General features: G+C 65.9%; 29 protein-coding genes. 22 read left to right on the top strand and 7 right to left on the bottom strand.

Annotated features, from left to right (window positions below):
• Nucleotides 1–65 precede the first annotated feature (65 nt).
• From OOK07_RS25410 to OOK07_RS25385, 6 genes are all read left to right on the top strand, one after another.
• Entirely contained in the window at nucleotides 66–368 is a 303-nt protein-coding gene (locus OOK07_RS25410; RefSeq protein WP_266798700.1) for a hypothetical protein, read from the top strand.
• Entirely contained in the window at nucleotides 365–718 is a 354-nt protein-coding gene (locus OOK07_RS25405) for a hypothetical protein (protein WP_266798698.1), read from the top strand. Before OOK07_RS25410 ends, OOK07_RS25405 begins: the two co-directional genes overlap by 4 nt.
• Before the next feature lie 221 nt (nucleotides 719–939).
• Nucleotides 940–1596: a hypothetical protein gene (locus OOK07_RS25400; protein WP_266798696.1), complete on the top strand. Its 657-nt coding sequence runs from the start codon at nucleotides 940–942 to the stop codon at nucleotides 1594–1596.
• Entirely contained in the window at nucleotides 1584–2636 is a 1053-nt protein-coding gene (locus OOK07_RS25395) for a hypothetical protein (protein WP_406312335.1), read from the top strand. The genes OOK07_RS25400 and OOK07_RS25395 overlap by 13 nt, the downstream gene beginning before the upstream one ends.
• Nucleotides 2637–3131: 495 nt before the next feature.
• On the top strand, nucleotides 3132–3782 hold the full coding sequence (locus tag OOK07_RS25390; RefSeq protein WP_266798692.1) for a hypothetical protein: 651 nt from the start codon (nucleotides 3132–3134) through the stop codon (nucleotides 3780–3782).
• Nucleotides 3770–4810, top strand: coding sequence for a hypothetical protein (locus OOK07_RS25385; RefSeq protein WP_266798690.1), 1041 nt, complete (start codon nucleotides 3770–3772; stop codon nucleotides 4808–4810). The genes OOK07_RS25390 and OOK07_RS25385 overlap by 13 nt, the downstream gene beginning before the upstream one ends.
• On the opposite strand, the gene OOK07_RS25380 is transcribed toward OOK07_RS25385, so the two are convergent.
• The 3 genes from OOK07_RS25380 to OOK07_RS25370 form a co-directional block, all read right to left on the bottom strand.
• Entirely contained in the window at nucleotides 4807–5883 is a 1077-nt protein-coding gene (locus OOK07_RS25380; RefSeq protein WP_266798688.1) for a hypothetical protein, read from the bottom strand. The genes OOK07_RS25385 and OOK07_RS25380 overlap by 4 nt on opposite strands.
• A 322-nt stretch (nucleotides 5884–6205) precedes the next feature.
• A complete protein-coding gene (locus OOK07_RS25375) occupies nucleotides 6206–6343 on the bottom strand; it encodes a hypothetical protein (protein WP_266798686.1) in 138 nt (45 codons plus the stop codon).
• Entirely contained in the window at nucleotides 6340–7962 is a 1623-nt protein-coding gene (locus OOK07_RS25370; RefSeq protein WP_266802020.1) for an ISAzo13 family transposase, read from the bottom strand. The genes OOK07_RS25375 and OOK07_RS25370 overlap by 4 nt, the downstream gene beginning before the upstream one ends.
• Nucleotides 7963–8464: 502 nt before the next feature.
• Here OOK07_RS25370 and OOK07_RS25365 point away from each other — a divergent pair.
• The 16 genes from OOK07_RS25365 to OOK07_RS25290 all read left to right on the top strand — a co-directional run bounded on the left by OOK07_RS25365 (nucleotide 8465) and on the right by OOK07_RS25290 (nucleotide 20156).
• Complete coding sequence (locus OOK07_RS25365) at nucleotides 8465–9523, top strand: hypothetical protein (RefSeq protein WP_266798684.1); 1059 nt, start codon at nucleotides 8465–8467, stop codon at nucleotides 9521–9523.
• 12 nt (nucleotides 9524–9535) lie between these two features.
• Entirely contained in the window at nucleotides 9536–10039 is a 504-nt protein-coding gene (locus OOK07_RS25360; protein ID WP_266798682.1) for an RDD family protein, read from the top strand.
• A gap of 102 nt (nucleotides 10040–10141) precedes the next feature.
• The gene (locus OOK07_RS25355) at nucleotides 10142–10981 is read left to right on the top strand and encodes a hypothetical protein (RefSeq protein ID WP_266798680.1); all 840 of its coding nucleotides are present in this window, start codon (nucleotides 10142–10144) and stop codon (nucleotides 10979–10981) included.
• Nucleotides 10982–11004: 23 nt separating this feature from the next.
• Nucleotides 11005–11271: a hypothetical protein gene (locus OOK07_RS25350; RefSeq protein WP_266798678.1), complete on the top strand. Its 267-nt coding sequence runs from the start codon at nucleotides 11005–11007 to the stop codon at nucleotides 11269–11271.
• A 54-nt stretch (nucleotides 11272–11325) separates the two neighbouring features.
• Entirely contained in the window at nucleotides 11326–11781 is a 456-nt protein-coding gene (locus tag OOK07_RS25345; protein ID WP_266798676.1) for a hypothetical protein, read from the top strand.
• A 202-nt stretch (nucleotides 11782–11983) separates the two neighbouring features.
• Entirely contained in the window at nucleotides 11984–12340 is a 357-nt protein-coding gene (locus OOK07_RS25340; protein WP_266683034.1) for a hypothetical protein, read from the top strand.
• A complete protein-coding gene (locus tag OOK07_RS25335; protein WP_266798674.1) occupies nucleotides 12340–13836 on the top strand; it encodes a C2 family cysteine protease in 1497 nt (498 codons plus the stop codon). Before OOK07_RS25340 ends, OOK07_RS25335 begins: the two co-directional genes overlap by 1 nt.
• Before the next feature lie 31 nt (nucleotides 13837–13867).
• On the top strand, nucleotides 13868–14194 hold the full coding sequence (locus OOK07_RS25330) for a DUF6406 domain-containing protein (protein ID WP_266798672.1): 327 nt from the start codon (nucleotides 13868–13870) through the stop codon (nucleotides 14192–14194).
• Entirely contained in the window at nucleotides 14175–14963 is a 789-nt protein-coding gene (locus tag OOK07_RS25325; RefSeq protein ID WP_266798670.1) for a hypothetical protein, read from the top strand. The genes OOK07_RS25330 and OOK07_RS25325 overlap by 20 nt, the downstream gene beginning before the upstream one ends.
• Nucleotides 14964–15021: 58 nt before the next feature.
• Nucleotides 15022–15462, top strand: coding sequence for a hypothetical protein (locus OOK07_RS25320; RefSeq protein ID WP_266798668.1), 441 nt, complete (start codon nucleotides 15022–15024; stop codon nucleotides 15460–15462).
• A gap of 4 nt (nucleotides 15463–15466) precedes the next feature.
• Complete coding sequence (locus OOK07_RS25315; RefSeq protein WP_266798666.1) at nucleotides 15467–16495, top strand: hypothetical protein; 1029 nt, start codon at nucleotides 15467–15469, stop codon at nucleotides 16493–16495.
• Between the two features lie 27 nt (nucleotides 16496–16522).
• On the top strand, nucleotides 16523–17182 hold the full coding sequence (locus tag OOK07_RS25310; protein WP_266798664.1) for a hypothetical protein: 660 nt from the start codon (nucleotides 16523–16525) through the stop codon (nucleotides 17180–17182).
• A gap of 57 nt (nucleotides 17183–17239) precedes the next feature.
• The gene (locus OOK07_RS25305) at nucleotides 17240–17524 is read left to right on the top strand and encodes a hypothetical protein (protein WP_266798662.1); all 285 of its coding nucleotides are present in this window, start codon (nucleotides 17240–17242) and stop codon (nucleotides 17522–17524) included.
• Nucleotides 17525–17628: 104 nt separating this feature from the next.
• On the top strand, nucleotides 17629–17805 hold the full coding sequence (locus OOK07_RS25300) for a hypothetical protein (RefSeq protein ID WP_266798660.1): 177 nt from the start codon (nucleotides 17629–17631) through the stop codon (nucleotides 17803–17805).
• A 75-nt stretch (nucleotides 17806–17880) separates the two neighbouring features.
• Nucleotides 17881–18594, top strand: a complete 714-nt coding sequence (locus OOK07_RS25295; protein WP_266683024.1) for a hypothetical protein — start codon at nucleotides 17881–17883, stop codon at nucleotides 18592–18594.
• A gap of 149 nt (nucleotides 18595–18743) precedes the next feature.
• Nucleotides 18744–20156: a PE-PGRS family protein gene (locus OOK07_RS25290; protein WP_266798657.1), complete on the top strand. Its 1413-nt coding sequence runs from the start codon at nucleotides 18744–18746 to the stop codon at nucleotides 20154–20156.
• 26 nt (nucleotides 20157–20182) lie between these two features.
• Here OOK07_RS25290 and OOK07_RS25285 read toward each other — a convergent pair whose 3' ends face one another.
• The 4 genes from OOK07_RS25285 to OOK07_RS25270 are packed head-to-tail and all read right to left on the bottom strand — an operon-like array spanning nucleotide 20183 to nucleotide 23699.
• Nucleotides 20183–20818: a hypothetical protein gene (locus OOK07_RS25285; RefSeq protein ID WP_266798655.1), complete on the bottom strand. Its 636-nt coding sequence runs from the start codon at nucleotides 20816–20818 to the stop codon at nucleotides 20183–20185.
• Entirely contained in the window at nucleotides 20815–21381 is a 567-nt protein-coding gene (locus tag OOK07_RS25280) for a hypothetical protein (protein ID WP_266798653.1), read from the bottom strand. Before OOK07_RS25280 ends, OOK07_RS25285 begins: the two co-directional genes overlap by 4 nt.
• Before the next feature lie 10 nt (nucleotides 21382–21391).
• Nucleotides 21392–22837 (bottom strand): PE-PGRS family protein, encoded by a 1446-nt coding sequence (locus tag OOK07_RS25275; protein ID WP_266798651.1) that lies wholly within the window; start codon nucleotides 22835–22837, stop codon nucleotides 21392–21394.
• 22 nt (nucleotides 22838–22859) lie between these two features.
• Nucleotides 22860–23699 carry a hypothetical protein gene (locus OOK07_RS25270; protein ID WP_266683019.1) on the bottom strand — a complete coding sequence of 280 codons (840 nt, stop codon included), beginning with the start codon at nucleotides 23697–23699 and terminating at the stop codon, nucleotides 22860–22862.
• Between the last annotated feature and the right edge of the window lie 18 nt (nucleotides 23700–23717).

The following is a 23717-nucleotide window of genomic DNA, read 5'->3' as shown; positions in this document are numbered from 1 at the left end:
TAAAGACCCCGGCGACGGAGGCAAGCCGTCCCGGGGCATGGCCAACGCTGAAATGGAGCGCCGACATGCTGGACCTTATCGTCCGCACCCTCACCCGCATGCTGACCCTGTGCACCCCACGCCCCCGCGGCCGGCACCGCCTCGGCACACTTCCGCCGCTACGGATCACCCCCCTCTCGCCCCCTCCCCGCTTCACCGAACTACTCGACGGCAACGCATCCCGCCTCGTACGCCCCTACGTCCTGGACCCCACCGAACACCGCCGCCAACGCGAACGGCGCCGGGCAGCCTGCCTGGCAACGCTCGGAATCGACGTAGGCCCGAAGCACATCCACGGCGTGCGAGTACCGGCGGAGGCCGCTCGATGACCCGCCCGGCGATGCGGATGTGCGCCCGCTGCCAGCGCATCACGGACGAACCGGTTCTGGTCCACGAGGTCCACGCCGCCACGGGCCCCGGCTTCAACGTCTACGCCTGCCCTCCGTGCGCCGACCACTACCCGCCCCAACCGGACACACTCGAACTCCTGGAATCCGCCCAGCGCCGCTCCCCCTCCCGGTCCCGCCTCACCATCCGCGTCTACCGGATCGACACGGCCGGCACCGTGACCGCCGACAGTGGAAGGGTCGAGATCCTGACCAGCAGGCGGGCCGGACCGGTGCCGCGTACGTCGGCGTATCCGCCCTGCGCCTGCCCCAGGTGCAGCATGCCGCGATAGCGAACCGAAATCTCTAGGCAACTGCGGCTCCGGGCGCGTCACACCCAACGCGCCCGGAGCCGTCGCCCGTTGAGCACGATCGACACATATCCCACACCCCGGAGCGGGCCATTATGTTCACAATTGCCCAGGTTCGCAGGGAAGTTCGCCCTGGCGAAACCAGGAACCCCGCCGATACCGTTTGTGCTCTTGCCGAACTTCAGTCTCACGGGGAGTCCACAGTGAAGCGCCGCACATTGCCCGCTGCCGCCGCGCTTGCCGCGACCGCAGCCCTGCTGCTGACGGCATGCGGGAGCGGGGACGACAAGTCCAGCAACAACGACAAGATCGCGGGAGCGGACACAGGCAGCAGCCCGACGTCGGCTTCGCCGACCGCTTCGGCTTCCAGCACGGCAGGTCGGCCGAAGATCGCGCTGTCGGCCGACAACACGGTCACGTTCACACCCGAACACGTTGGCGATCCGGGACAGGACACGATCCTCAAGGACAACGCAGATTTCATCCGCGCGCTTAATGCGGCTATCACTGCACAGAATCCGCGGCTCCCCGCTCTGGAGTACTACACGGAGGGCGAGGGGGCCGCGTCGGCTCAGCAGTGGGTTCAGTCGTTCAAGGACGCAGGGCTGACAGTCACCGGGACTGTCCGCTACTTCGACCGGCACGTCTCCGTGGAGTCCAAGAACACGGCCTCGCTGACCTACTGCGGGGACGAGAGCAAGGGGTACACCAAGGTCGTCAAGACCAACAAGGTCAAGAAGAGCAAGGCCGACAAGAACAGCTATGTCTCCTATGGTGTGAAGGTTGAAAAGAACGCGAACGGCGTCTGGGAAATGGTGAAGATCATTTCCGTGCGGGGGGCCGCAAAGTGCCAGCCGTGACCCGCTTCCGCCTTAGTGTTGCTGCGGCAACACTCGCCTCCGCGATCTGTATGCTTTCGGCCCCTGCCGCCCTGGCCACACAGGATCCAGGCGGAGATGGTTCGGTAGGCGGCGACCCGAACCCCGGGTCCGACACCAGTACATCGGGCAATGCCAGTGACAACGGCACCCTCTCCGCCGGTGTCATCGTCTTCGACCGTTCCAAGAACGGCACCGGCGCCTCCGCCGGCCCCGTCATCTCCACCACATCCTGGAGTCCACCTGCCTGCTGGTACGCCCCGAAGTACACGCCCGCGGGGCTCAAGGCCTACCTGGAGCCGACCTGGGAGTCCGAGTCGACCGGTTACGAGTGGGATGCGCAGCAACGCGATCGCTACGTCAACGGCCACCCCTACAAGGACTTCAACAAGGACAAGACCGGCAAGGGCTATTGGTGGGACTCGTACGTCAACGAGTCCTTCCCGCCCGGCTGGAACAAGTGCACCAAGCCCATCTTCTGGGTGGACAAGGGCGATCCGCCACCGGCCGACATCGACAACGCCGTGACCCCGAAGATCCTCGCCGAACTCGCCTACAACGAGATCCGCGTCCCCGGCACCAAGGTGACCCTCGCCCCGGCGGGCACGACCAAGGTCAACCTGCCGACCTGGGCCTGGCTGGACGGCGCCGCGTTCAAACCGGTCTCCGTCACCGCCTCCGTCCCCGTACTCGGGATCTCCGCGACGACAACCGCCGAGCCGGTCTCCCTGAAGATCGAGCCAGGCACCACCGATGCCCAGACCTACCCGGCCTCCGGCGTCTGCCAGATCAACAACGGCCGGATCGGCGAGCCCTACGCCAAGGGCAAGGCACATGACACCCCGCCGTGCGGAGTGGAATACCTGCGCTCCTCGGGCAACGACACCTACCCGCTCAAGGCCACCATCACCTGGAAGATCCACTGGACCGGCTCCGACGGTGCGGGCGGCGACCTGCCCGACGGCACGTTCGGCGCCACCCAAGACGTCACCGTCCAGGAAATCCAGGCCGTCAACCGCTGACGCGCTGTGGATGGCCCTCAAAACCCCAGGCCGCCCACAGCGCGACTTGCCCAGAGGCGAACCGCTGATCAGGCGTGGGCGAACCACGGAGTCCGAGCCCACCGGGCCCCTCCAGGCCCTCGAACTGAGGACTGGATCGCACCCCCCTCACACCCCGGACGCGAGTGACGTGTTTTGCCGTAGGCCCGAAGCAACATCCACGGCGTGCGGGTACCGGGGCCCGCCCGATGACACGCCCCGCCATGCGCCTGCCCGAGGTTCACAGTGCCCCGATAGCGAGCCGAAATTCAGCAACAAGCGGCTCCGGGCGCGTCGCGCCCAACGCGTCCGGAGCCGTCGCCCGTTGAGCACGATCGGCACACATCCCACACCCTGGAGCGGCCCACTGTGTCCACAATTGCCCAGGTTCGCAGGGAAGTTCACTCTGGCGAAACCAGGAACCCCGCCGATACCGTATGTGCTCTTGCCAAACTTCAGTCTCACGGGGAGTCCACAGTGAAGCGCCGCACTATGCCCGCCGCCGCGCTCGCCGCGACCGCAGCCCTGCTGCTGACGGCCTGCGGGAGCGGGGACGACAAGTCCAGCAACAACGACAAGATCGCGGGAGCGGACACAGAGAGTTCGACGTCGGCTTCGCCGAGTGCTTCGGCTTCCAGCGCGGCCGGCCGTCCACAGATCAAGTTGCCGTCGGACGTCACGGACAAGTACGAGAACTGGAAGACGGGCGACGCGACCGAGGACGCAGTCCTGGCGGACACCGCCCAGCGCATCGACGCGACGAACGACGCCATTCTGCGAGGAGACACCAGCGCACCCGGCCTCTCGTTCTACTACCGCGACAAGGCATTGACCGATGCCGTGGCCTGGGTGCAGGCGTACTTGAAGACAGAACTCTCCTTCACGGGCACGACGCGTTACTACGCCCCCAAGGTCACTCTCTCCGGCAACAGCACGGCGTCCGTCGTCTACTGCTCCGACGAGAGCAAGGGTTTCAACAAGAACCGCAAGACGAACAAGGTCGACAGGACTCCCTCGAAGGAGAGTCCGTACGTGCTGTACAACACCCGCCTCGAGAAGAACAAGCAGGGCGTGTGGCAGAGCAGCAACCTGGTTTCGAAGCGGGGGGACAAGACATGCGCCGGTTGACCGGTCGGGGGCGCATCCTGGCGCTGTGCGTGCTCGTTGCCGCGTGCGGTGTGGGATTGCCGGGCACAGCGGCGGCATACGGACCGGGCGAAGGACAGGGGGCCCCGCCCACCGACACCTCCGGTAAATCGGACGGCAAGGGCGGTATCTCCGCGACCGCAGGTGCCATCGTCTACGACCGTTCGAACAACGGATCTGGTCAGTCGGCCGGCCCCGTCACCTCGACGACGACCTGGACGCCACCGCCCTGTTACTACGCGCCCAGGTACACCCCCGCCAAGCTCAAGGCGTACCTGGAGCCGATCTGGGAGGCCGGATCCACCGGCTACGAGTGGGACGCCCAGCAACGCGATCACTACGTCAACGGCCACCCGTACAAGGACTTCAACAAGGACAAGACCGGCAAGGGTTACTGGTGGGACTCGTACGTCACACCCGGCCGCGAGGGAGACCCCGGCGCCCTCGACTGCACCAAACCCATCTTCTGGGTCGACGCCAACACGGACCCCCCGGCCGACATCCCGGAAGCGGTCACTCCGAAAATCCTCGCCGAACTCGCCTACAACGAGGTTCGGGTCCCGGGCACCAAGGTGACCCTGGCCCCGGCAGGCACGACCAAGGTCAACCTGCCCACGTGGGCGTGGCTGGACAGCGCCGCGTTCAAGCCGGTCTCCGTCACCGCCTCCGTGCCGGTACTCGGCATCACTGCGACTACGACAGCCGAACCGGTGTCTCTGAAGATCGATCCCGGTACGTCGGAGGCGGTGGCCTACCCCGCCTCCGGCGTCTGCGAGATCAAGAACGGCCGAATCGGCGAGCCGTACGCCCGGGGCAAGGCAGGCCAGACCCCGCCCTGCGGGGTGAAGTACCTACGCTCCTCCGGGGACGGCACCTACCCGCTCAAGGCCACCATCACCTGGAAGATCCACTGGACCGGCTCCGGCGGTGCGGGCGGCGACCTGCCCGACGGCACCTTCGGCGCCACCCAGGACGTCACCGTCCAGGAAATCCAGGCCGTCAACCGCTAATCAAGTCCGGCGGCTTGCGGACTCCGACTCCGCGAGCCGCTCTTGCCGTCGTGTGCGCTCCCCTCCGTCCCGGGCAGAGCAGCTGCCGAGCAGTGGTGCCGTGCGGCGGAGCGTTCGGCGAACTGCTTCAGGTCTTCCAGTTCGCGGGCTGTGAGCGGCTGGGAATCCAAGCGCCGGTCGGATTCCACGAGGGGCATGGCGGTGTAGAGCGCCCTAGCCTCAGCTCCTGGACACGCGGCTGTTCCCCACACTGCGTAGCCCTCGTTGCCGAACGGCTTGTCGAAGTCCCCGCGCCCACCATCCTCACCGATCCTGGCGAACGGTCCGTAGAACGCTCTCAGCCACAGCCTGCCGCCGAGCACGCAGTATTCGACCGGAGCCGTGCGCGCTGCGCTCTCCCGCACGGAGGATTGTGAGCGCGTACCCGCGCAGGTGCCGTCGGCCTTCTCGGCGCCGGTGCGCGAGGTCGTGGACTGGCTGTCGATCTCGGTGATCGTCCGGCCCGGGTTGGCAGTGCAACCGGTCTGCTCCGCAGCCTTTTTGGCCGTCTGGGTGACGATACGGGCGAGCCGGGCCCGGGCGGGGGTACTCGCGCTGTCGACGCCGTCGGCGTCGGCGGTCACCAGTAGGCCGCTGCCGTGGCTCGGCTTCCAGTTGGCACAGTTCAGCAGGACCGAGGCGCCAAGGTTGTCCTCGCTCTCGGCGACCAGGAAGCCGGACCAGCCGTCACGGAGAGGGATCGGCAGGACGTCGTCGCGGCTCTGAAAGGTGTAGTTACCGAAGGGGAAGCGGTTACCGACTGCCGTCTCGATGTGAATCTCGATGTCATTGGCAGTGCACGCCACAGACAGCCCGTCCGGCTCGCTGACGACGGCCTCGTCGTAGTGCCAGGTGGCGAGTTTCAGATCCTGACCCCCGAACCTCGCGGATGCGCCAGTCATCGCGAGCATGTCGTCGACGGGTAGCGCTCCCCCGCAGGCCTTCCCGAGTCGGGCGGCCGGCGTGTGGGTGAACCAGGCATATGCACCTGCCAGCACGGCTGCTGTGACCACGGCGGCCACTGCTGACCGCATTTGAATCCGGCTCCAGCGCACGGGGTCTCTCATTCCTCAGCAGATCAAGAACGTAGAGCTTCCCACAGCCCGTCCAAGTGCCTAGATACGGAAACCCGGTTGCACGATTGCACGGTTGCCCCAGGAGCCTCGGTGGCACTGGACCACGGTTTACGGCGGCGCGGCCGCATACACCGACCAGGTCACCGCTGCCGACCGGCAGCACCGGGAATCGCAGAAGAGCGAACGGGTGGAGGAGGGAAAACGGTGCAGTCCAGTTGGTCCGCCGAAGACGGCGACGATCACAACCGGATCTACAGGTCGGGATGAAAAGTGACGAGTTTCACGATGCTGCGCCGGGGTTTGTGGGGCAGTAGGCGAGCTCGAGAAAGACGCCTTCGGCCATACCGGATGAAAGCCGGAACGCTGCCAGCCCCTGGGAGCTGCCGAACAATAACTCCTCGATCTTGGTGAGGATCACGGGGGTGTGAGGTCGTGCCCGGCGATCTCGGCGAGCTGTTGGGCCGTGGTCACGGTGAGGGCGCCGGTCGAGACGGTGTGCCCGAGCGCGGCGAGAACGGGGGTGGCCTCCCGGAGGGTCGCGCCGATCCTGCTCTTGGGCAGGCCGGTTGCCTCGGCGAGCGGTGCCTGGTCCATGGACCAGCGCTTCTTGAGGAGGAAGACGACGAGCTGGTCGGCGACGGAGAGCCGTCTGCCGCCGGCGCCGGGGCCTCCGTCGGGGCGCTTGCCGGGCAGGAAGATCGGCGGGTGCTCGGTGCGCCAGGCTTGGTAGCGGGCGGTGAGTTCGTCGAAGGCGGCGGGCTCGAGTCCGGTGAGGCTGGGGTGCCGCAGCCAGGCAGGCAGCTTGTCACCGGCCGGGAAACGCCCGAACTCGGCACTGGGCGGGGACGGTTCAGGGGCGAGGGGTTCGGGGCGCAGGGTGTAGTTCCACGTGCCGTGCCAGTCATGCGGCGTGAGGGGCAGGCGGTCCATGACACCGTCAGGGACGGTGACCCCGGTGGGGTAAGTGCCAGGGTCGAAGTCTGCGTGGACGGACAGTCCGTTGCGTGTGGTGGTCGCTCCGATGGTGCTGACGACGACTTCGTGGCTGGTCAGGGGCCTGCCGCGCCAGTTGATGCTGATCTGTGAGAACAGCCGGTGCTCTATTTTGTTCCACTTCGATGTTCCCGGCGGAAAGTGACAGACCGTCACCTCGACGCCTGTCTCATAGGCGAAGTCTGCGAGTTCCTTCTTCCAGGCGCGCACCCGGTAGCCGTTGGAGCCTCCGGCGTCGGCGGTGACCAGCAGGCGGGAAGCGTGCGGGTAGCGGCGTCGTCCCTCACCGTTCCACCAGCGGCGCAAGGTGGCCACGGCGAAGGCAGAGGTGTCCCCGTCGCAGCCCACCGACACCCAGCCGGCGTCCGCGCCGATGTCGTAGATCCCGTACGGCATCGCCTTCTGGGCGCCCTTCTCGGGAAAATCGTGGGCGCGGGCCTGCACCGGCTGCCCGGCGCGGTGCCATTCGCGTCCGATGACCGCGTAGCTGCCCAGCGTCTCCTTCTTCTTGGCATCCACGCTGATAACCGGCTGCCCGTCGGCGAGGAACGCCGTGACCTGGTCGTTGATGTAACGGAACTGGGCGTCCCGGTCCGGATGCCGGGCCCCCTCGGTGGTCCTCGAGGTGCCCTGCAAAGAGAACCCCTCCGCCTTCAGCAGTGAGGCCACCGTGTCCGAGCCGACCCGGCGTCCCTGCCGCGTCAGCTCGGCCGCCAGATTCCGGGTGGACTTCACCGTCCACAGCAGCGGAGATTCCGGGTCGCCCCGCTGGTCCGGCTCGACCAGCGCCAGCAACGCGGGCACCAACCCCGGATCGGCCTCCCGCAAGGGCTTCCGCCCTGCGCCGGGTGCCCGGACCCGGCCAGCGGGTTCCTCCGCGTGCTCCAGCTCCCGCTTCCCGCGCGACACCGTGGACTCAGCCACCCCGGCCGCTCCGGCCACCATGCGGATCCCGCCGTGGCCCAGAACGCGGGCCGCGGCGCCCAGCATCAGGCGCTGCTGGCGCTCATCGAGATGCGGCAGCAACAGCCCGAACGCATCCACCAACTCTGCCTTCGTCCCCTCCGACACCCCCGCATCCTATGACCCAACAGCCCACGAAAACCGCAGAGTTATTGATCGGCAGGCCCCTACAAGGAGCCGACGAACACAGGAAAGAGAAAACTACACAGGTACGGTTTATGCTGGCTTGCCGGATAAGTCGGTTCGATCTCACGCCCGTTGGTCCATGAGACGCCTTGAGCCATCACAGGTTCGCGCTGGCGAAACCATGCGCACACAGCTAACGTCAAGATCCTTGGCTGCGCTGCTGTCCCAGCCCGGGATCCACTTGTGCCCGTCGAGCACGCCTTTGCTGTCCTGCCCGGCGCAACTACGCGCCCGGGAAGGACACTCGACAGGTACGGCAGGCACAGTGAGTGCAGCATCAAGATCTTCCGACGCGCTCCGAATGAGGAGCGTCGGTAGCGGGGCAGCGCCGAAGCTCCGCGCTAGTGCCTATCACGAAAGCCGTCAACAGGGGGGTTTCTGCGTGACATTCAGGGGAATGTCGAAGGATAAGGCGCGCAAGCTGGCTGCCGCACTGGACGTCGCTGATGGTGCACTCTCTATTCAGGGTCCATTGGTGTCCGGAATCCTCGCCAAATGGGAAGGCGACCAGGGAAACCTCAAGCGCTTTCGGCAGGATGCGTCCTGGTCCCGCGATCAGGCTAAGGACGTGCGTCATCGGCTCGGAATCCTAGACGCAGACCCGAGTGCCGAGCTCATGTTCATGGGGCTCACCGGCGTGCTCAAGACCTGGCAGGAATACCAGGAGCATAAAGGTGAAGTCGGCGAGTACATGGACGAGTTCAAGGAAATCAAGAAGAATGTAACGACGCCGCTGCGGCTCACGAAAATCGCCTCGGGTATCGAGGCCTCCCTCCAGCTGTACCAGCGCTGGGCGCAGGGTGAGAACGTCGCCGGGGCCAAGGCAGTCCTTGAACTGAACAAATACTTCGGCATCACCGGTGACCGGCTGAAGCTGAAGAACATCGACTACATGCGTGAGCTCCTGAAGCTCCAGAAAATCGAGGGGCTTTACCAGCAGCCCTGGAAGTGGCAGCAGGGACTTCGCACCTTCCTCACCACCAAGCTGAAGATCCCCCTGCCGGCCAAACTGCTCAACCAGGCGCCGGGACTCAGCATCCTTGACCGCGTCGGTCTGCCGCTGGCTATCGTCCATGGCGTCAAGGAGATGGTCGTGCCTGACCACAAGGGCGTGTTGGGCGGGTTCGACCGCGGCATGGGGCTTGTGGAGGCGGGCGGCGCCGGGGCGGTTCTGGGCGGGTCGGCCGCGGCAGGAGCCCTTGGCGCCAGCGCAGCGGTCGCGGCAGCGGTCCCTGTGGTCGGCTGGGCGGCACTCGGTGTGGCCGGTGCCTACTTCATCGGCACTTGGGCCTGGGACAACAGAGAAGCAATCGGCAACGCGACCAAGAAGGCTTGGAATGCGACGACCAAGTGGGCTGGGGACGTGGCGGACAAGGGCAAGGAGATCGTAGACGGCGTCAAGAGCACGGTCACGAACCTGGTCCCCAACACCATCAAGAAGTACAAATTCTGGTAGGAGATGGCTCCGGTGGATTCGAAAGACCTGTTCGGTGTGCCACGGGAGCAGCGCCTGAACCGGAATGCTGATGTGGTGCCGACGCCTGCGTCCATGGGGCGTCGCTATGGGGCGGCGACCATTGACGGAACGTTGGCTGTTGTCTGCGCGGGCATTTCCGGACTGCAGTATGTGCTGAGCCTCCCGGTGTCGGAGGCGCCTCCACTCACAGACGGGACTCTGTGGCTGCGGATCTTCGCCGGAGGGATCGGTGTCTCCTTGGTCAACCAGGTGTTGCTGGTCCTGCTGTTCCGCTGCAGCGTGGGCAAGCTGCTCGCTGGCACCCGTGTGGTCAAACTGACGGACGGCGGCAGGCCGCGGCTGTGGCAGCTCTTCGGCCGGTGGATCGGCGGTATCGCGTACGGCCTCACGATCCTGCCCCTTGGATTCATTCTGGGAGGCAGCGATGCGCCCCCGCTTGATTTCGCCGGGTTGCGCATCGTGGCGGCTGTGGACATGCGGTCCGGACAGGCCTGACGGCTTCGCATTCGGTCTCAGCCTTGCGCAGACCCTTTGTATGGAATCTCTTGTACAGCTCCCGAAACGACTGCAAAATCTCAAACGACTCAAGGACCTGGCATGGCAAATCCCGAACTCGACATTGAGCTGGACAAGTTCCGCGAACTCGTTGGCACAGCGCTCGCAGAGGGCGGAACGCAGCCACTCATCAAGCTGACCGACGAGGAACTTGCCGTACTGGACCCCAGCGCGCTCAAGGACGTCGTGGCGCCGGCACCGCATCTGGCGACGCTGTCGGAGGAACAGCGCGAGTGGGTACTCGGGACAGCGCTTCGCTCGCTGGTCTCCCGGGGCGCGGTGGAGGTCGCGAACATCGCCGAACTCGACGCCGTCCTAAGGTCCGAGGGAACCGGATCTAATCTCACCGCAGATGTGGACATGCGGGTTACGCCGGAGGTCAGCATGGCGCTGACCCTGCGGCGCACGGCCGCGCGGGCGCTCGCCGTCGAGCAGCAGACATCCAGCGGCAGCGTAACCGCCTTCGTTTTCGTGCATTCCCCTGAGCTCATGCTGATTGAGCAAGTCACCGGTGGTGGCATGCACATCTTCACGCTTGCCAGCAAGGCGCGCGATGCCGCCAGGATCGTCCAGGCACTGGTGGACCCGTTCGGAACGGCCGACCGGGACGGGAAGGCACTGCAGCTCGACCCGTCGGCGCTGACGACCGACACGGTGGACAAGGCGCTGGCCTCTGTGATCGACAAAGCTCTGGTCGTGAGCCAGTTGATCGTGCTCGCCGATGAACCCGGTCCGCTCCTCACGACGTACGCGACCGACCGCGAGGTGTGGGCGGTCAACGTGGACTCGCCGCAGGCGCCGACTGGCATCACGGCGCAGGCGGTCAGCGAGCGCACCCTTGAGGAGCGCATCATCAAGTTGCTCAAGCAGCCTGCAGCGTAAGAAGCGCCCGGGGAGAGGGAGTCATGAGCGATCGCGTCGAAGAGTGCAGGAAAGATCTCAACAACCTGAAACGGTTCGCGAACGAGATCGACAAGACGCTGGACGCAGTGGACGCGGCGTCCGGCACCGAGGCCTGGCAAGGCCCGGCTGCTGACAAGTTCCGTTCGGAATGGAACGGCCGGAGGAAGGCGATCCACGACGCGTTGGACGCAGCACGAGGGCAGTACAACAAGATCCTGCAGCGCGTGCAGGACGAAGAGCATAAGAAGAAGTCTGGTGCCGCAAAGTAGCTTGTGATGTGTCGAACCCTTCCTGCACGACGCAGCCCTTCATGAGGTTTCCTGATGACTGACGCGAACCCACCCGTCTACGAGGCGCACTTCGTCCGAACTCCCTTCCAGTTGCTCGGCGGCATGAAGTGGAAGAAGTTGGTCGCCTTCCGCGTCGACGGAGAAGGAGTACTGCTCGGGGGTGCTCCCGCGCGTTACGAGCGCCAGCTCGCCTTCGTGCCCTGGAGCGACATCACATCCATCGTGGTGTGGCATCAGCGCACAGCTGGGAACGGGATCGACCACATCGGAGTGCAGCGGAAGCCCGGAGCGCCCGCTTTGCCCGGGATGAACAGCGGCCTCAGTCGGGAGAAGGCCGAGAAGCTGGCACCGCACGTCGACTACGAGTTGTTCCTGGCAAGCCGTCCCATCAACTTCTGGCGGCTTGCCCCAGAACGGCTCCAGGCCGCAGTGGACGCGTTTGCACCTCAGGTTCCGGTACTCGTGTACTCCCAGCCGCACCTCTCATAGCTCCCGTGGTCCCCGGCCGACGGTCCGGCCCTGGTGTCTTTCGTCGGACCCTGATCCCTGTGACGACCGCGTGACGGTCGAGGAGATTCCAGTCGCCAATCGCGCACCCTGCGCACCCCTCGTATGCTTCACCACCGACGTCGTAGATCAAGTCATCGATCAATACACGACGCAGCAGCAGTCAACGGGGAGAGGACCGCGCATGGCGGCCAAGGACGGCGAGGACGCCGCCGAACTGAAGAGGCGGGCGGAGAATCTGCGCGGGTGTGCTCGGGAGGCCCGGTCCATAGCGCGGCGGCTCGGGCCGTATCTCGACGACGCGGTGAAGAAGGCCACTCCGCGCACCGACGCCTTCCGCATCGGTGTTGACGAGGGCGCGATCTGGCAGGGGCCCTTCGCCGACGAGTGCACGGCGAAGCTGCAGAAGCGGCAGAACTCGCTGAGCAGTATGGCGAGTTCGCTGCTCGTCGATGCCACGCGGTGGGAGAGCCAGGCCGACGAGCTGGACCGGCAGGCCAAGGAGAAGGACAAGGCCAAGACCGGAACGGGCGGCCACTGATGGTCTTCAGGGGGTTCGACGCCGCCAAACTCACGGCGCTCGCAGGCGACCTCGATACGCTCGCCGGGCAATCCGGGCGACTGCACACCCAGCTCGCCTCCGTCCTGACCAGCGCCCAGCAGAATCTTCCGGCCGGGCAGAACGCCTCGCGCGATCCCGATCTCCAGGATCTCGTCGGTGACGTGATCCCGATGCCGTCGTTCTTCGGAGGGCGGCGGCGTCTGCCCGGTTCCCTCGGCGGAGAGCTCGGCGACATGCAGTCGTCGATGAAGCGTCGCATCAAGCAGTTGGAGGGGGCGCAGCAGCTGGCGGAGCGAGGCTATCCCGTCAGCGACGCCAGCGTCTTTCTCGACGAGAACCCGGCCAACGCACAGAAGGTCGACGATGCCTTGCGTCACCTTCAGGAGCTGCAGGGCAAGGACTTCGGGACCAACGGCAACCGTGACGACCTGGAGAGGGTCTCCGGTGAACTCGACGGGCTGACGGCCGCCGAGATGGACGCGCTCGTGTCGAAGGCCTCCCCCAAGGATCTCGCGTTCTACAACCAGCTCGTCAGCTGCACCGACGACTCGGGCTGGAATCCGTTCGACGAGAACGGCCTGCCCGAGGACAAGCGACGGGCGACCCTGGGCGGGATGCTGTCCAAGATCAGCCCGGAGAACTTCGGCAAGTTCCAGGCGGCCTTCCCCGGCATGCAACCGGACGTCACCAACACGGGCGCCTGGGAGCAGGGCGGCAACAACCAGAACGGCCAGACCAACAACGGCATCCACTGGGAGACGCCCACCGACCCGCTGTTCGTCGACGGCGTCTCGGCCGACGACGTCAACCAGCGCCAGTTCGGCGACTGCTGGTACGTCGCCTCGCTGGCCGGCCTGGCGCAGAAGGACCCCAAGTTCCTCCAGGAAGGCATCAAGCAGAAGCCGAACGGCACGGTCAGCGTCCGCGTCTGGGACAAGGGCGGCAACTACCAGTGGGTCACCATGACCCCCGATCTGCCGACCGACAGCAACGGCTCCCCCATCACCACGTACGGCAACGGCGAGTCCTGGCCGGCGTACTACGAGAAGGCCTTCGCGATCGCCTACTCGGACGATGGTGACGGCGAGCGCGGCTACGGCGGTGTCGAGGGCGACGACCCCAAGAAGTCCGCGCCGTATCTGACCGGCAAGGAGGGCGAGGACCTCACCACCGGCGGCTTCCTGGGCATCGGCGAGCACGAGGACAAGAGCCTGGACGGGCTGAAGAAGGCCTTCGACTCCGGCAAGGTCGTCACCGTCTCCACGCCGGCCGACGAGAAACTGGACAAGGACCACCCCAAGGAGTGGGGCAACACCTACTGCACCAACCACGCGTACTACGTACGCGGCTTCACCGCCGACGGCAAGGTCATCCTCGGCAACCCCTGGGGGACGTCGGGCTACCCGCCGATTACGGTGTCGCAGGAGCAGTTCAACAAGTACTTCGGGGGAGCCGAGGCATTCGATGTCCCCTGATGTCCGACACGTTCCCCCGCAGGTGAGTGAAGTGCCCGAGCGACCGCACGTGAAGTATCCCTTCGAGTTCGACGGCCGCTGGGTGCTCCGCTACCACATCCCCTATGAGGTGCGGTACGACGGCCGGACCCACCACATCGTGGTGACGATCTTCAAGGAGCCGTCGGTGCACGGCCGGATCCAGGTCGGCTGCGAAGGCCGGCCCGTCGCCGAGTACGACGAGCTGACCCCTGGCGACGTCGTGGAGATCACCGGTGACGCCTGGCGCGTCACGGAGGTCGAGTACCGCACCCACATCACGCTGGAGCGCGTGGCCGACGGCAACGAGGAGGCGACCGGTGCTCAGGCCGGCGAGTAAGTACGGCATCGCGGGAGCCATTACGGCCCTGCTGGCGCTGACAGGCTGCGGTTCGTCGTCGGACGACGCGACCGGTGGCGACCCGTCACCCGCGCCCGCGACCGCCCAGGCGGCGGCCCGGGACAAGGGCCCGGAATGCGTGGGCGAGGCCACGGCCGGTGGGCTGCACGTGCTGCGTGGCGGCGGGTACCGGCTGCCGGGTGGCGGAGGCGTCCAGTACGACACCGCGACCGCCGACGGTACGACGCGTACGGCGTCCCTGCGCGACGGTGCGAGCTACGCGGACGGCCAGAAGAAGCAGACCGTCAGGGCCGGGCAGCAGATCACCGTGGCCGGGCATGCGTACAAGGCCAGCCAGGTGTGCTCCTACCGGGTCGTCCTGGCGCCTCAGGACGCGAAGGACAAGGCAGCGGCGGCAGCGGCCCCCAAGTCCCTGGAGTCGAAGGGCGGCGAGGCGGACAACGGCCTCTGCTTCTCCACCAACCCGTCCGTCCTGGCCGCGGCGGCCAAGGGTTTCCCGGCAAAGGGGAGCACCCTGTCCGTCCTGCGCAACGGCGGCGTGACGCGCTTCCCCACCGGTCTGTCGATCACCGTCTCCTACGTCGACACCAAGACACACACCGCCGGCTTCGGGGCGAACTGCGCGGCGATCCCCGTAGCCATGTACAAGGACGTCCGGGTCGGCGACACGGTCGAGTTCGCGGGCGTTCTGTTCAAGGTGTCGGGGCTGGCGGAGGGCGTCGTGCGAATGACGCGCACGAGCGCGTAGGGGACGGATGACGCGCTCGGGCGCGTAGGGACACGACGCACAGCACAAGATGAACGCCGTGATCGTCGACTCGGCCGGCACGCTGTTCGGCTTCATTCCCGGGCCGAAGGATCCCGAAGGGGTGGCCAAGATCGCCGCCAAGGCGCTGAAGTACTCGCAGAACATGGTCAGTCTGGGAAGAACCTTCAAGTCGCTCGGCGACCCCTTCTCCACCGACAACGCCGGCAAGCAGGAATCGCTGAACCGAAAAGAAGCCGAGACGCAGTACACGACGTTCTCTCCGTCGATCGCGCAAGGCATGATCCGTGCAGGCAAGTGGAGCCCTCCCGCGAACAGGGACTGGTACGACCCGCAAACCAGGACCATCAACCCCGATGCCATGAAGTCTGCCGATTTCCAGGGTTGGTTCAACACGGAGAAGAACGAGAAGCACCTCGACGAGACTGAGCCCTTCGAGAGGGGGTTCAATCATGCAGAGGTGTCCAAGGACGGGAAGTAAGGCAATGCACGCGACTCTGCGCCGCGGAGCTGTCCCCTTCCTGCTGGTCCTGGCGCTCGCCGGTTGTTCGGACGGTTCCGCCGGCCACCAGGCGGACGTCATTCCCGCTCCGAAGCCCGGCAAGTTGTCGGCCTTCGCCCTCAGCGCCATCGACAAGAAGGGCGACCTGGACAGCGCGGCCGAGAACCCCCACAGCTCGGTGGTGTCGGATCGCTCGGGCAACATCTACGCGCTCAACGGCGACGATTCGCCCGCCGCCGACGTGCTGAAGGTGACACCGTCCGGCGAGATCAGCCGATTTGCGCACATCGATGCGGACTACGGCTCCTACGGCATGGCGACAGCCGGGAACGACGGGGTGTTCACGGCCGGTCCCTCGGGCCTGATCCACATCGATCGACACCGCACCTCGAAGCCTCTCACCGCTCCGGACGAGATCAAGCAGCCACAGCCGATCGGGATGCGCCCCGACGGATCGTTCATCGTCGTGGACGGCGGTTCCGTCTGGTCGCTCAAGGGCGCGCAGGCGGCGAAGGTCTACACCTTCCCGAAGAAGGAAGGAATTCCCTCCGGGACCGTCGACGCCGGCGGGGCGATCTATCTTCAGGCGAAGAAGTCCGACGAGCTGGTCATCCTCACCCCAGGACACAGCCCGCGCAGCCTGTCACTGACGGGAAAGCTCCCAGGATTCAACAAGCCGTTTTCCGCTCTTTCCGTTTTCACCATGACTCCCGCATACGGCCATGCCGGCGTGTACGCAACACTGTTGGATGTGGATTCGGGGGAGCACGGCTCGGCATACATCGTGCACATGAAAGCCGACGGGTCTGTCACGGCGCTCGCCAAAGGCACTGCCGGTAACGCGACTTGCCGGCCGAAGCAGAGCTATCCGGCACTCGACTCACCGTGCTTCGTGCCCTGGCACGTCGTGCAGAGCAACAGCCGAATCATCGCCCTGGGCGGGCCCTCGGTGGCTCTGGAGGACAAAGACCATCCGTATCCCGCCCTCGTGGTCCCCACGCCGGCGAATTAGACCCGGTCCACGGGGAAGGAGGGAGACTTGGACGGCCACTCGTATGCCGTTCTCATCGTGAGCGTCGCCGTTGCCGCCGCCGCGTTCGACGTGATCCGCGTGTACCGGCGGTTGCCGAAGCGGCCCCCCGGTGGCGAGGCGGCGGCCGTCGATTCCGTACCCGCTGAAACGGTTCCGCCGAACACCCAAGCGGCCACCGCCGAGCGGAACTTCGGCCTCGTCCTCGCCTCCCGAGCCGTGTTCGTCGCCCTCGCCGTCATCGCGGCGGGCTTGCTCTGGAGTGCCGAGGACGCCCAGCACTGGACCCAGGACAAGGTCCTGCACGAGGCCGAGAAGATCGCGGCCGACATGCAGGCCGGCGGGCAGACACCCGGCGACGGCGCCACACCGGGTGCGGGCAGCTTCAAGACCCTGGTGGACACCGAGGTGCAGGCCGTCGTGAAGGGCAACGGCCTCGGCCTGACGGACGACTTCGCCACCCCTCCCCCAGGCGCCGTGGACAGCTACGTCATCACCGGCACCAAGGCCGACTACCGGACAGGACAGGCAGAGCCCACCAAGTACCGGGCCTGTCTCCTCATCACCTCGGCGGACCCCGTCCCCAACGGCCTGCCGACAACCTCCGGTATCAGCCAGGACGTTCACGACTACGCCATCCGGACCAAAGTCACCTCGGGCAGATGCTGAGAGCTTCGGCTCCAAATAAGCGAACAAAAGAGACGAACAAAGGCTAGGGGCCCACTCATGGCCATACCCCAGGAAGATCGCCTGGACTACATGTGCCGCCAGGACATGAACGCGATCGAGAGCGCGGTGAACGAGATCCGCACCGCCATGAAGAACGTCGACAACATGCTGCCGAAGACCTGGATCGGCAAGAAGGCCGACAACTGGCGCACCGACCACGAGGGCCGCATGAAGCGCCTCAAGACGCTGTTCGACTCTTTCCCCGCGGAGGAGAACCGACTGGTGGAGCAGGCCCGCCACAAGCAGGCGCAGATGGACAGCAAGTCGCATCAGCCCGGGTAACATGCGCCAGCCCAGCAGCCCGTGCTCGGAGTGGGCCAAGGGCGGGGTGACCGAGATGGTCCAGAAGGGCGCCGGCAAGTTCCTGCCGGGGGGCCGTGCAGGCGGTGGCAGACATGGGGGCGGAGGGCGGCGACCAGCCCGGCAAGTCGCGCGTGCTCGTGTGGAAGGCCGACGGCGAGCCGGTGATGACGTCGGACGCACACCACCGCTTCCTGATCAGGGCGGCCTGGCTCGACCGTCGGCTCGCCGTCTCGTACGGATTCCTGCGGGCCGGACGCTGATCGACGGCCGGCTCTCGCCCGCCCCCAAGGGATCGTAAACCCGCCTGGGTAGAGTCATGCTGTCCGGTGTGAAGCGTGGCCATGGAGGCGGAAGTGGCGTTCGGCAGGAACAACAAGGCGAAGGCAGCGGAAGAAGCGCCGGTGGAGCCTGTCTCCTGGGAAACCGTGTTCAGGTTCGCCGTCGGGTCCGTTGAGCGTCCCAAGTCTCCCAAGCGGCTGCGGTCGGTATGGGGAAAGCCCGCTGTGCGCGTACCGACCGGCAGCAAGGACTATCCGGTTCTGGCCCCTTGCGCGTTCCTCGGCTCGTCGTCCGTCCCGAACCTGCCGTCACGTCCCGAGCTCACGCTCTTCGAGGATGTCGATGCGCGGCGCCTGCTCTGCTACGTGGAGGAGGCCCGGGAAGTGGACGGAGAACAGCACCATGCAGTGCGTGACGCGCAGGGGCAGCTCATCGGGACCCTTCGTCGTGTTCCGCCCAAGCGTCCCTTCAAGCACACCTGGCGCATCGACCAGCCCGGCCAGCCGGAGATCGTCGGGCGCAACGAGTGGGCGAGCGGAAGCACCGGGGAGGTGGCCGCGCGCGTGGCCATCCGTGCCACCTTCGAGGCAGTGGACGGCCTGTTCAGCACGGGCAATGACGACGGAGCGAAGAAGAAGGCGCGGTCGCTGGAATGGCGGGCCGGAGACAAGGTCGTCATGACATCCGAAGGCAGCGCGCAGGTCAAGATCGAGGCGAACTGGCTCGACCGCCGGCTGGCGTTCGCGTTCGCGCTCGTTGGTGACAAGTAACAGTCCCGTGGAACACCTGCGCTGAGCCTGCCCGTTTCCTGTGCCGTGTGGTGCGCGTGCGTACGATGAAGCTCCTGCGCCGAATCGAACAGTCAGGTATGAAAATCAGCGGTACACGCAGGGTCCGCAACTTTTGAGGGGGCAAGAGCGTGAGGACCGTAAACCCGGATGACCTGGAACAGCTCGCCAAGCTCTTGGACGGGCGGGGCGGGGTCCAGGACAAGATCGACGAGGCCTTCACCAGAGCCTCACGTCTGGGTGTTTCCAGCAACCTGACCGCCCTCAAGCCACTGCGGAGCTGGGTTTCCGACACGGCCCCGGATCTGCGCAAGCGCGCGGTGATCGCCCGGCTGGAGAGCGGTGACCCGGAAGCCGGTGTGCTCTGGGCCGGCTTCAGCGCCAAGGACCTCGACAAGTACCTCAAGGAGCACAAGGGCGAGGGACTTTCCCCCGACGAGATCCTTCTTGCCAACTCCGTGGCCGCCAGCGACGATCCGGACGCCGACGTCTTCAAGCGGAAGTCCAACGAGTCCCTCAACGACTGGATCTCGCGGATCAAAACGCATGCTCTGGAACAGATCCCGGGACTCAAGCCGCACGCTGCGACGATCATGAGCGTGATCGACCTGTACGGCGACTGGAAGTCGGTCAACGGAACCACGGCCACCGTGACCATTCAGGGTGCGGCCCTGACCAAGGTCCTGCTCGGCAACTCGTTCAAGAGGGGTCTGCTGCGGACCTGGAAGACCCGTATCGGAGTCACGCTCCGCGGGACCAACAACGGCCTGCTGCGGTGGTCGGGCACCAAGCTCATCAAGTACACGCCGCCGATCCGCTCCCTCGGCGCTCCCGGCAGCTGGTTCCCGAGCAAACTCAGTCAGTGGGCCCAGACTGTCCCGGGCACCAAGGGCAAGGTCGCCGAGTGGACGGGCAAGGGCTACGACGCCATCCGTGGCCTGAAGTTCATGAAGTCGCCCATCTGGAAGAGCGTTTCGGCCAACAAGGCCATCGACTTCGTCGTCGGTTCCGACTCGATTGCGGCTCGGTATGGAGGGCTCACTCACTCGGGACAAGCGGTCGCGCGTGCCGGCAACGCGAGTCTCTTCAAGGTGTCGGGCAACATCTACTCAAAGGCCCGCGGTCTCGGATTCGGCCGAACGGCGTCTCTGGGCAAGGGGCTGGCCGGTGCGGGCAAGGTGGCAGGCGTCCTGCGCGGAGCGGGCATCGCCGGAAGCGCGGCCGCGACGGTCTTCAGCACCGCGAACGTTGTCGCGCAGGGCAACCCCGTCAAGGCCTTCCAGCGCAACGGCGCTGCTTACGTCGGTGACGTTGCCGAGGCCGGCTTCAACGCCTCCATGACCGCGGCCATGATCGCTCCCAACCCCGTCACCATCGGCCTCGCTGTCGGCTTCGGAGCGGTCTATGTCGGCGCCAAGGTCGTCGAGCACTGGGACGACATCAAGAAGGGTGCCGGAGAGGCTAAGAAGTGGGTCGGCGACAAGGTTCATGACTTGGGCAAGAGCATCGCCAAGTCCAAAGCGAATCCCATGAACTGGTTCTGACCGGACGGTGATCGGCACGCGCCGGATCAGCCCCGGCGCCGCCGCAGCCGCCCGTACAGCACGAACGCCTCCATCATGGTGAGCAGCCCGGCGCACGTACGGATCAGCCAGGGCGCCACGCCGTCGACCTCGCTGCTCAGCCGGGGCACCAGCCAGCCGTCCGGGTCGGCGACAAGCGTGACTTGGCGGCCTGGCTTGAGGCCGTCGTCGCAGCCGGTCATGTCATCCACCTCGTAGGAGCTGGACTTGGGGGTGTCGGTGAGCACCACCCTGCACGTGCGGCCGTCGCCGTGCTTCCTGTAGTAGCTGCCGGTGTCAGCGACGACTGCCTCGTGCCGGACGCCGCGGTGGTCGATGACGTAGTCGTTCATGGCGGGCCCGACAAAGAGCATGAAGGCGAACCCGGACACCGCCACTCCCAGACCGGGGCCCACACCACACATGACCCAGGCCCCGAGCAGCACGACCATGGCGAGGAACGCACCCAGCAACAGCACCGGAGTCCCTTGCCGCTGAGCGAGCCAGGCACAGCCCGTCAGCGCCACGGGCGTGACGAGGAACGTGCCGATGGTGCCGGGCCAGCGCCGCGGGCTTCCTCCGCCGGCTGTTGCGCCGTCCGGCTTCGTCCGCTCCTGCGCAGTAGCCGCCTCTGGCGTGGTCATCCCTCGTCCCGCTGCCTGCCGAAAAGAAAGTTCATTGGGATGGCGAGCAGAGCTCCACTGGTGGTGAGCACCGCCGTGTCAACTTCTTCGAGGACGAGGGCGATAGCCAGGTCGGTCGCTGTGGCGTCGCCCTCGACTCGGCCCAGACGGGTGGCTCCGACCTTGGGGATGTAGCGGCCTCTGCCGATGGTGATCTCGAAACCATCGCGCTTGAGGTGCGCCGTTCCGCCAGCCGCGGTGTAGCTGTACGTGCGGCCCTGATGGTTTATCACCAACCATCGAGAGCCCTTGCGAACGCCCGTGACCTTCAGGTCGAGTGCCACCGGAATTCCATCGATCACCAGTGATCCGCCGTCCAGCGAGGGGAGATTCCCCATTCCACCACTGAACATTACTTCCGGGAACATCCGACCGGAAACAATGACTTGGCGAAGAGGCTCCGCTCCTGGCTTGGCGCTGGGCCGAAATACTCGAACGGTACCGAACGAGCCAACGACTCCTGCATAGCCACGCTGCACAGGGCCTTCGAGCTCCGGCTCTACTTCGAATTCAAAACTCGCCATAAAACTTCCTCTAGAACCAGTTCATGGGATTCGCTTTGGACTTGGCGATGCTCTTCCCCAGGTCCTTTGCCTTGTTGCCGACCCGGTCGGCGGCCTTACCGGCGCCCTTATTGATGTCGTCCCAGTGCTCCACGACCTTAGCTCCCGCATAGACAGCACCGGTGACCGCGACTGCGCCGATGGTGAAGGGGTTCGGAGCCACTGTCGCCGCCGTCAGCGAGGCATTGAAACCGATCTCGGCCACGTCGGCCACATAACCGGCACCCTTCTTCTTGAAGGCAGCGGCAGGCTTACCCTGCACCCAGACATTGGCGACGCTGTAGCCGGTCGAAGCCAGCCCGCCCACGACACCGGCGGTGCGAAGTGCGCCGCTGGCCTTCCCTGCGAATTTCAGCCCCTTGCCCATCGCGGCCAGCCGCCCCTCGCCGAAGAGACGCTGGTCGGCATACACGTTCTTGGCGACCTTCCACAGGCTGGCCTGCCCGGCACGCCCGGGAATCTGCCCGGCGTGCGTCAGGCCGCCGTACATTTTCGCGACCTTGTCGGAGCCGACGATCCCATCTATCAGCCCGTTACCGCTCACGCCGAAGAGAACTCTCGTGTTCATGAGCCTATGGGCGCGTACAGCGTCATAGGCCTCACCGACTCGGGTGAGAAGAGAACCGTTGAGCAAGGGAATCCGACTGGCGTCCTGGTAAACGGGATTTCCAGAGGCGACGCCCGCCAGCTTACTCGGCAACCACGTACCAGGGGCTGCCAGAGACTTGACGGGAGGATTCCACTCGTCAAGCTTGACCGCCCATTCGGCAACTTTCTCGGGCACCCATGTGTACCGACCCTGGAACCGCTGAAGGAGTCCGACGAACCGCGCCTTGTGCGCACGCAAGGCACCCTGGGTAATGGAATTCCCCACCAATACTTTGGTGAGATTCACCGAGTGGAAGGCGGCAGACCCGCCGTGCCCCATTGTGGACGTGGCATCGCCGACATCACCGAGGATCTCCGCGATCTCCTTCTCGTAGGGCGTCAGCGCCGGAATCTGTGCGACGCCATGCGCGCGCAGCCGGTCGACCCAGTCGTCAAGGGACTCCCTCGACTTGCGGCGGAAGGCATCCGCTTTCGAATCGCCGCTGATGGCCATCGCGTTGGCAATGAGAAGGACACCCGGAGCCTTGAGGTAGACGCCGGCCTTGACGATGTCCTTGGGGTCGAATCCGGCCCATCGAAGGCCGGCTTCTGGATCTCCGTCCTCCAGCCGCGCGATGGCGGCCCTCTTCCGTAGATCCGGCGCCGTGTCGGAGACCCAGGTCCGCAGGGGCTTGACGGCTGTCAGCTTGCCGCTGACGCCCAGTCGCGAAGCCCTGGCGAAAGCCTCGTCGAGCTTGTCCTGTACTCCGCCCCTGCCGTCGAACAGCTTGGCGAGCTGATCCAGGTCATCCGGGTTGACGTTCCTCATGCTCTGTACAGAATCTCTGCCGTCACTCGCCCTGGATCGGCAGCTCTTCCTTGTCCGGCAGCAGATCCGTGATCTTCTCCCAGACCTCGGCCGAGTTGGACCTCACCAGCACGAGTGCGCTGTCCGGGCCGACCTGGCCCGGCACGATGGGCTCCTCGGGCTGTTCGCGGATCCAGTAGCCGAGGGGGCCGCAGTCCCAGACGGCGAGAGCGCGGATCATGGTGGACGTCTGGCCGTCGTGCTTGCCGTCCCAGGCGGTTGTGATGCGCCAGGTGGCGTTGAGGGCGACGACCAGCTCCAGGAACTGCCCGAGGGCCGGGTCCTTGAGGTCGGAGTCGGCCTCGACAAGCGCCTTGCGTACGAGTTCCCGCGTCGCGTCGTCGTCCTCACCGGGTTCCTCCAGCGCCACGAACGCAGCGTCCAGGGCCGCCATCTTCGTCTTGAGGCGGACCTCGGGGGCGCCCTCCTCGGGCTTCTCGCCACGGTGCAGATTGACCTTGCGGGCCAGCTCCCAGACGAGGGTGTTGGGCTCGATGGAGATGTACTCCGACTCCTCCTCGCCCGGCCAGCCGTCGTGCGAGATGACGGCTTCCTGGCCCACGACCACGCCGTGGTTGACGGGGCCGTGCTCACCAGTGACCTCTACCTGGATAAGCACCATGGGGTCGGCCAGCGTGCCGAGCAGGTCGCGCAGCAGCGGGGCCAACTCGCCCTCCTCGCCGACCAGGCCGATCCGCTGGAGTTCGACCAGCGACTCCCACAGCTCTTCGGGTGGTGTCTCGCCGTCCAAGAGGTGGGCGAAGACGGCGATGTGGCGGTCTGCCAGGCGGAAACGGGCTCGGGAGCTGTCGTACGAAGGCACTGGGCTGGGTTCCTTCCG

Source organism: Streptomyces sp. NBC_00078, from assembly GCF_026343335.1.
In the GTDB taxonomy this organism is placed as follows: Bacteria; Actinomycetota; Actinomycetes; order Streptomycetales; family Streptomycetaceae; genus Streptomyces.
Note: the sequence above shows the minus strand (reverse complement) of the source record. Positions and strands in the feature narration are given on the sequence as shown.